We start from the raw sequence: 7,028 nt of genomic DNA on the forward strand, positions 1-7,028 counted from the left end.
ACTCCTTCCCATTCCGAACAGGAAAGTTAAGCTCTATAACGCCGATGGTACTGCATGGGAGACTGTGTGGGAGAGTAGGAAGTTGCCAAGTGAGAACTTAGAAAGAGTCAGTAATATTTACTGACTCTTTTATTTTATAATCTCAATATTTTTTCATTTATTGATTGTTATAGTATTAAATTTAGAAATAAAAATAATAGGATTATATCAATAAAAAATTAATTAAGAAGAAATCTAATTTTAGTTTATATTAATTTAATTATAAATTTAGAGCGATTAATAAAGAGATTTTTGTGTCTTCTTATGATAAATCATTAATTTTATCAAAAATTTAAAACATACTATTGAATTGACTAAATTTACTATAAATAAAATTACTAAAAGCATTATTATTCTAGCAAATAGTAGAATAATAATATTTTAAAATTTTAAAGGATTATAATTTAAAGTTTTATATACAAATCTAATTTATTATTTAGGAATTGAATATAAAAAAAGCATTTGCTATTAAAACTACATAAATATTAATTCATTTAATCCATAATTAATATTATATTTATAAGCATACCTAAGAGAAAAGAAATTATCATTAATCTAAATTTATTTAATCTTTAGTTTATTATATTTTGAATTTGTGTTAAAGTCATAAGAATAAATAATCCAGGTCTTAATATCATAAGTATTATTATTTTATTATCAAATAATAATGAATACAATTCATAACTTAAACAATAAAGTTCAATAAATGTTGGGATATAAATTATTAAGCCTAGTTTTAAGCCTCTATGAGATAAATTTTTGACCTACTTATATATTAATAAAATAAGCTTTTGATATAGAAGGTAATAAAACTATTACAATTGAAACTATAATTATTAGAGGAGATACGATTAAAATCTTAAAATAATATTTTTCCAAGTATTCTTCTAGAAACTCTTAATACATTTAAAATATCTTTTTTTAATATGTAGAATTCAGAAACTACTTTATCAATAGTAGATTGACATTAAATTGTTGCTATAAAATAAGCACATATAAATATTTGATAAATTTTAGAATATATACACACCTGATGGGTCTAATAATGATTGGAAGAAAGGAACACAATAAAAATTTAGCTAATATTCAGGAAATATATAAAATTAAAAGGCTTCTAGAAGCAGGCTATTCATTTTCATTAAGACTTCTTTCAAATTTAACAACAAAATTAGTATAATTGTAGCGTTAATCCAATATATTGGAAATATTTATGATATTATTAATAAAAGTGTAAGTTATAAAATTCAAATATAAACTAATATAAAATAAAGAGTATATATTTTTTAAATACTAATTAATTTATTCTAAGTTTGAAAGAATGCTATAATAAAATTAGCATACAAATGATAGGAGCGTGAATTTAATGACAATAAAAAATACAAAAGTGGCTATTGTAGGAACAGGATTAGTTGGATCAAGTACTGCATTTAGTCTTGTAACACAAGGAGTATGTGATGAAGTTTTAATGACTGATATAAATAAAGAGAGAGCTATTGGAGAGGCAATGGATTTAAATCATTCAATTGAATATTTAAATAGAAATGTTAAGGTTAAAGCTGCTGATTATAGTGAATATGGAGATGTTGATGTAGTTGTGATAACTGCTGGAGCTCCACCAAAACCAGGGCAAACTAGACTAGATACATTAGGAATGACAGCAGATATAGTTAAATCAATTGTTACTCCAATAATGGAAAGTGGATTTAAAGGATTTTTTATAATTGTTTCAAATCCAGCTGATATAATTGCTTACTATGTATATAAACTTTCAGGACTTCCAAAAAGTCATGTTTTAAGTACAGGAACATCTATAGATACAGCAAGACTTAAAAACTTTATAGGAGAACTTGTAGATGTAGATCCAAGATCTGTTCAAGGATATTCTATGGGAGAACATGGGGATTCTCAAATGGTACCATGGTCACATATAACAGTAGGAGGAAAATCATTTTTAAAAGTTTTAGAAGATAATAAAGATAGATTTCCAAATGTTGATTTAAAAGAATTAGTTAAAGATACGGCAGAAGCAGGATGGGAAGTATATAAAAGAAAAGGAACAACTTATTATGCTATTGCAACTGCAACTGTAGGAATAATAAAAGCAATTTTAAATAATGAAAATAGAATAATTCCAGTTTCTACTCTTTTAGAAGGTGAATATGGAGTTAATGGTGTATTTGCAGGAGTACCAGCAATATTAAATTCTAATGGAGTAAAAGAAGTTGTTGAAATACATTTAAATGAAGAGGAAGAAAATAATTTCAAAAACTCAATAAATTTAATAAAAGAATATGTCGAAAAGTTAGAAAATAGATAAAATAATAAAAAGAAAACTCGCATAAATACAGGGATTAAGAGTTTTCTTTTTATTTTAAATAAAAAAAATAAAAAAAGTTGTTGACATTGTTATGTATAGTCTATATAATAAATAATTGTTGAGGGGCTGGCAAGCACCGAAACAAAAAGTAAAACAATCTAGTGATGATGGCATAGAGGAAACACTCCTTCCCATTCCGAACAGGAAAGTTAAGCTCTATAACGCCGATGGTACTGCATGGGAGACTGTGTGGGAGAGTAGGAAGTTGCTAGGTAATGGTTCACTAGCTCAGTCGGTAGAGCACATGACTTTTAATCATGGTGTCCGGGGTTCGATTCCCCGGTGAGCCACCAAATTTACTTTTACATTAGGGTGTACAAATCTTATTCTAATATGGTTCACTAGCTCAGTCGGTAGAGCACATGACTTTTAATCATGGTGTCCGGGGTTCGATTCCCCGGTGAGCCACCAGAATTACTAAATGTAATTCTAATATAGGAACTTGCTTAGCATTTATATACTGAGATTATGATTTCATAATCTCTTTTTTATTTTATTTGAATTTAATATATTTAAATAATTAAATGGCTTATGAAATATTTTCATAAGCCATTTCTTTTATAAAATTTTTATTATACTTATTATAAATATAAAAAATATATAATTTAAGTAGTACTATTTTTTTTAAATCCACATTTTACGTCATCTTTAATAAATATTGCAAAGTTTTTCAAATTTTTGGCATCATCTTTTAGACTAGTATTATCTTCTTCTTGGAAAAATCCAGAATTATATAAGCATAAAATTAGAAAAAATATTCCTAAATTTATATATATATCCTTTAAATCAGCAATAAATAAATCTCCAACTCCAATAAAGTCAAGGCTACCACCATAAAAAACTTTATCAATAAGAGAACATAATGCTCCAGTAAATACAAATATTATAGACAAATCACTATAAATATCTCTGTTATCTTTTGATCTATAGTATCTATAAACTTCTAAAAATAAAAATAAAGCTATAAGATTTAAAACTATTAATGTAGGAAAGCTTATTCCTACACCGAATCTTGCATTTAACCAGGAGCCTTTTGTATTTATAATAGGATTAAATGATAAAAATTCATCAAAGAATCCATAGTAATCATTAAAGAAGAATAGTTTTATTATTAATTTAACTCCTTGATCTAAAATTAATAAAATAAAAAATAATAGATATAAAGTCTTAGTATTTAATCCGTATTCATGTTTTTTAGTAAAGTTATAAATAAAAATGCCTACTAGCGCAAATAGCAAAGTTAAAAATACATTTCCTATAAAAATTTCAGAATTTGTAATTCTACCACTTATTAATTCAAATATAAAATAAGCTATCCACATTAAAGGCAAAATTCCTATAGTGAGAAATTTTTTAGTTTTCATTATTTCCTCCTTTTTAAATAGATATGATAATTAGTTTAGCATATTTTTCAAAATTTAACTATTGTTAATATTACTTTACATATGAGATAATATAATTATTATTTAACAAATAATAACAATTAAAGGGGTGTTTAGAATGTTAACTATTTTTGCAGTTTCTGATTCAATAGGAGAAACTTCTAATCAAGTTGCACTTGCAGCTGCTAGTCAATTCAATGAAGGAGTTGAAGTTAAAAGGATTCCCTATATAAAAACAATTGAAGATGCTAATGATGTAATAGAAGCAGCTAAGGAAGTTAAATCATCAATTGTAGTATCTACTATAATTAATGTCCAAATAAGAGAATATTTAACCCAAGTTGGATTAGAAAATAATGTTTCAGTAATAAATGTTTTAGGACCTATCCTTAATATTGCTTCAATGAAGCTTAATAAGGTTCCAAATTATAATCCAGGAGCTATGTGGGTTACTGATGAAGAATATTTTAAGAGAATAGAGGCTATGGAATTTGCTATGCAATATGATGATAGTAAAGATTATAGAGGTTTAAAGAATGCTGATGTAGTTTTAGTTGGTCTTTCAAGAACATCTAAAACACCATTATGTATGTATTTAGCTAATAAAGGAATAAAGGCAATTAATATACCTTTAATGCCAGAGGTAGGAGTTCCAGAAGAGATATATAAAGTAGATAGAAAAAAAATATTTGGCTTAACAATTGATCCTTTTAGATTAATAGAAATAAGAAAAAAAAGATTAGATAAATTTCATAGAATGCCATCTAATGTAGAATATGCAAGTGATGCTAGAGTTTTAGAAGAATTTGATTTTGCTGATAGAATAATAAAGAGATTAGGATGCAAAACAATTGATGTTACGCAAAGAGCTATTGAAGATACAGCATTAATTATTCTTGAATCAATAAAACAGAAAAGATAATTTATATAAATAAGAGCTATTATTAACTTTTTAAAAGCTAATAATAGCTCTATTTTTATGCAAATTATAATTTTTATTAACTAAACAAGATAATAGATAATATTATAAATTAAACAATATTTAAGAAATAGGTGAGAATCTTGAAAATAGGATTGGTACTAGGTGGCGGTGGTGCTAGAGGAGCATATCAAATAGGTGTATTTGAAGCTTTGAATGAAATTGGAATAGATAAACATATAAAAGTCATATCAGGGGCATCAATTGGAGCTTTAAATGCGGCTATTTATGTTCAGGATAATATAAAACTTGGAAAAGAAATATGGTGTAACGTATCAAAAGAAAAAATTTTGCCAACAGATACTTTAAACTTAATAAAAAGAAGTATATTAGTTAGTGTTGGATCAAAAAATATTGATTTTATAAAGAAATATGTTCCAAAAGCAATAGAAGGAGGAAATATATCAAGTAGTGGGCTGGACAGTATAATAGATGAAAATATAGATTTAAGTAAAATAAGAGATTGTAAAAATAAAATTTATGTATCATGCACAGAAATACCAAAAATAAAGGCAAGATATTTTTTGTTAAATGGAGAAAGTGATGAAAAAATAAAAAAAATATTACATGCAAGTTCTGCAATTCCTATGATATTTCAAAGTGAAAATATAGATGGTATAGAATATGTAGATGGTGGGATAACTGATAATGTTCCTATAGACCCTGTTTATTATGAAAATTGTGATTTAATAATAGTAATAGGATTAGCGAGAGAATTTAGGGTTGATAGAAAGTTATATCCTAATGCTCAAATATTAGAAATAATACCAAGTTATATAGAAGAGGGGTTTATAGATGGAGCTTTAGAATTTACAAAAGAGAATTCTGAAGGAAGAATTAAGATGGGATATGAAGATACAATGAATCAAATAAAGCCCATAATTACATTGATAAATCATATAAAAGATAAAGAAAAAAAGCCTTCAATAATTGAAAGCTTAAAATGTTTTTTTAAAATTAATAAGGAGTGATAATACGAATTTTAGGATATATACTTGGATACGCAATACTTAGTGGAAAATTTAATTTATCATAACTGTGACAGCAATATAGAATATCATTATTTGATACGTAAGTTATTATTCCTGAATGTGTCCAAGTTTTTCTATCCTTGTTATAAAACTGGACTATAGAACCAGAACTATTTTTATTAATAGATGAATATTCTCTAGCTATATTATTATAAATTAAGTAATTTCTAAGTTCATTTACCCTAAGCCAAGGATTTGTATAAGGTTTCCAAGTTTTAGTTTGTTTTATACCGCCATACCATATAGCTTGTGAAACGAAGTTTGTACAATCACCTCCAGATTTATCAAAAGATTTGAATTCTTTATTATAATTTAGAGCATATTTTTGAGCATATTCTATACATTTTTTTTTATCAAATGTCCTTAAATTTCTTGTAAATTCATTATTGAATTGATTATTAAATGATTTAAGTGAAAAAGTATTTATATTGTCCAATAAAATTTTATAATGAGAAATTAAATTCATATTATTTTGAATTAGGGCATCATAATAGTAATTATTATTTTCTATTTTTTTATAGATATCTGAAGAAACTTCATATGAAACTATAAAATCAATGATCCAATTGTATTTAGAAATTTTAGATAATATAAAACAAAACTTAGATATATCAATAGAATTATCATTAAAGTTATTTATATTATAGAGTGTTTTAAGATTAATAAAAACAAAAGCAATATTTCTAGAAAAATATATTTTTTTTAAATCTATGGAATATGAATTCCTAAAAAATAAAGCGTTTTTTTTATACCATTTTGTATTAAAATTTATTCTAGAATTGAATAAATCAAGTAAACCTGTTTGGTAATTTAAAAAATATCGATTATTTTTTTTATCATTATTCTTTATAAAAGTTGATATTAGATTTTTTATTATATGTGTATCAAGTAAACTTCTCATAAAACTCCTTAAATATAAAATTATTTTTCTGTATTATATTCATAAATAATAAAAAACATGAAAAAATATATTAAAAAGTGTTGACATAAATATCATTAGATGATAATATAAAAAACATCGTAAGGAATGAAAGTTCAAGCGAATCTATCAAATCTAAAAAATATTTAAAAAAATATTGACAATAAGATTTGAAGATGATAAGATAAATGAGTCGCTAAAAGCGATAAGGAAAATGGTCTTTGAAAATTGAACAGAATAATATATAAGCAAACTTAAACCAGCAATTCTTTTATAAGTAAGTTTTAAGAGCTAAAAGATT

The 7,028-nt window shown here is 24.8% G+C and carries 6 protein-coding genes, 2 tRNA genes, 1 rRNA gene and 1 other annotated feature; of the genes, 7 read left to right on the forward strand and 2 right to left on the reverse strand.

The genetic code is table 11. The annotated features are described in order from the left end of the window. Nucleotides 1–80 (forward strand) — a sequence feature (5S ribosomal RNA rRNA prediction is too short). 1,004 nt (nucleotides 81–1,084) lie between these two features. The 5 genes from HMPREF1092_RS17615 (at nucleotide 1,085) to HMPREF1092_RS00430 (ending at nucleotide 2,827) form a co-directional block, all read left to right on the forward strand. After that, complete coding sequence (locus HMPREF1092_RS17615) at nucleotides 1,085–1,216, forward strand: hypothetical protein (RefSeq protein WP_278244349.1); 132 nt, start codon at nucleotides 1,085–1,087, stop codon at nucleotides 1,214–1,216. Between the two features lie 186 nt (nucleotides 1,217–1,402). Then, entirely contained in the window at nucleotides 1,403–2,356 is a 954-nt protein-coding gene (locus tag HMPREF1092_RS00415) for an L-lactate dehydrogenase (RefSeq protein WP_002596600.1), read from the forward strand. 157 nt (nucleotides 2,357–2,513) lie between these two features. After that, a 5S ribosomal RNA gene (gene rrf / locus HMPREF1092_RS00420) occupies nucleotides 2,514–2,630 on the forward strand. 3 nt (nucleotides 2,631–2,633) lie between these two features. Then, nucleotides 2,634–2,709 (forward strand) — tRNA-Lys (locus HMPREF1092_RS00425). Between the two features lie 42 nt (nucleotides 2,710–2,751). Further along, nucleotides 2,752–2,827, forward strand: a tRNA-Lys gene (locus HMPREF1092_RS00430). Between the two features lie 194 nt (nucleotides 2,828–3,021). Here the strand turns inward: HMPREF1092_RS00430 and HMPREF1092_RS00435 are convergent. Then, nucleotides 3,022–3,780 (reverse strand): signal peptidase II, encoded by a 759-nt coding sequence (locus HMPREF1092_RS00435; RefSeq protein ID WP_002596601.1) that lies wholly within the window; start codon nucleotides 3,778–3,780, stop codon nucleotides 3,022–3,024. 136 nt (nucleotides 3,781–3,916) lie between these two features. Between HMPREF1092_RS00435 and HMPREF1092_RS00440 the strand changes: the two genes are divergently transcribed. Both HMPREF1092_RS00440 and HMPREF1092_RS00445 read left to right on the forward strand, forming a co-directional pair. Further along, nucleotides 3,917–4,720, forward strand: a complete 804-nt coding sequence (locus HMPREF1092_RS00440; RefSeq protein ID WP_002596602.1) for a pyruvate, water dikinase regulatory protein — start codon at nucleotides 3,917–3,919, stop codon at nucleotides 4,718–4,720. A gap of 131 nt (nucleotides 4,721–4,851) precedes the next feature. Then, a complete protein-coding gene (locus HMPREF1092_RS00445; RefSeq protein WP_144054913.1) occupies nucleotides 4,852–5,748 on the forward strand; it encodes a patatin-like phospholipase family protein in 897 nt (298 codons plus the stop codon). Here the strand turns inward: HMPREF1092_RS00445 and HMPREF1092_RS00450 are convergent. Continuing rightward, complete coding sequence (locus HMPREF1092_RS00450) at nucleotides 5,735–6,709, reverse strand: amidase domain-containing protein (protein ID WP_002596604.1); 975 nt, start codon at nucleotides 6,707–6,709, stop codon at nucleotides 5,735–5,737. The two genes, HMPREF1092_RS00445 and HMPREF1092_RS00450, sit on opposite strands and share 14 nt — an antisense overlap. Between the last annotated feature and the right edge of the window lie 319 nt (nucleotides 6,710–7,028).

This window comes from Clostridium thermobutyricum (genome assembly GCF_000371465.1).
Taxonomy (GTDB): Bacteria; Bacillota; Clostridia; order Clostridiales; family Clostridiaceae; genus Clostridium; species Clostridium thermobutyricum.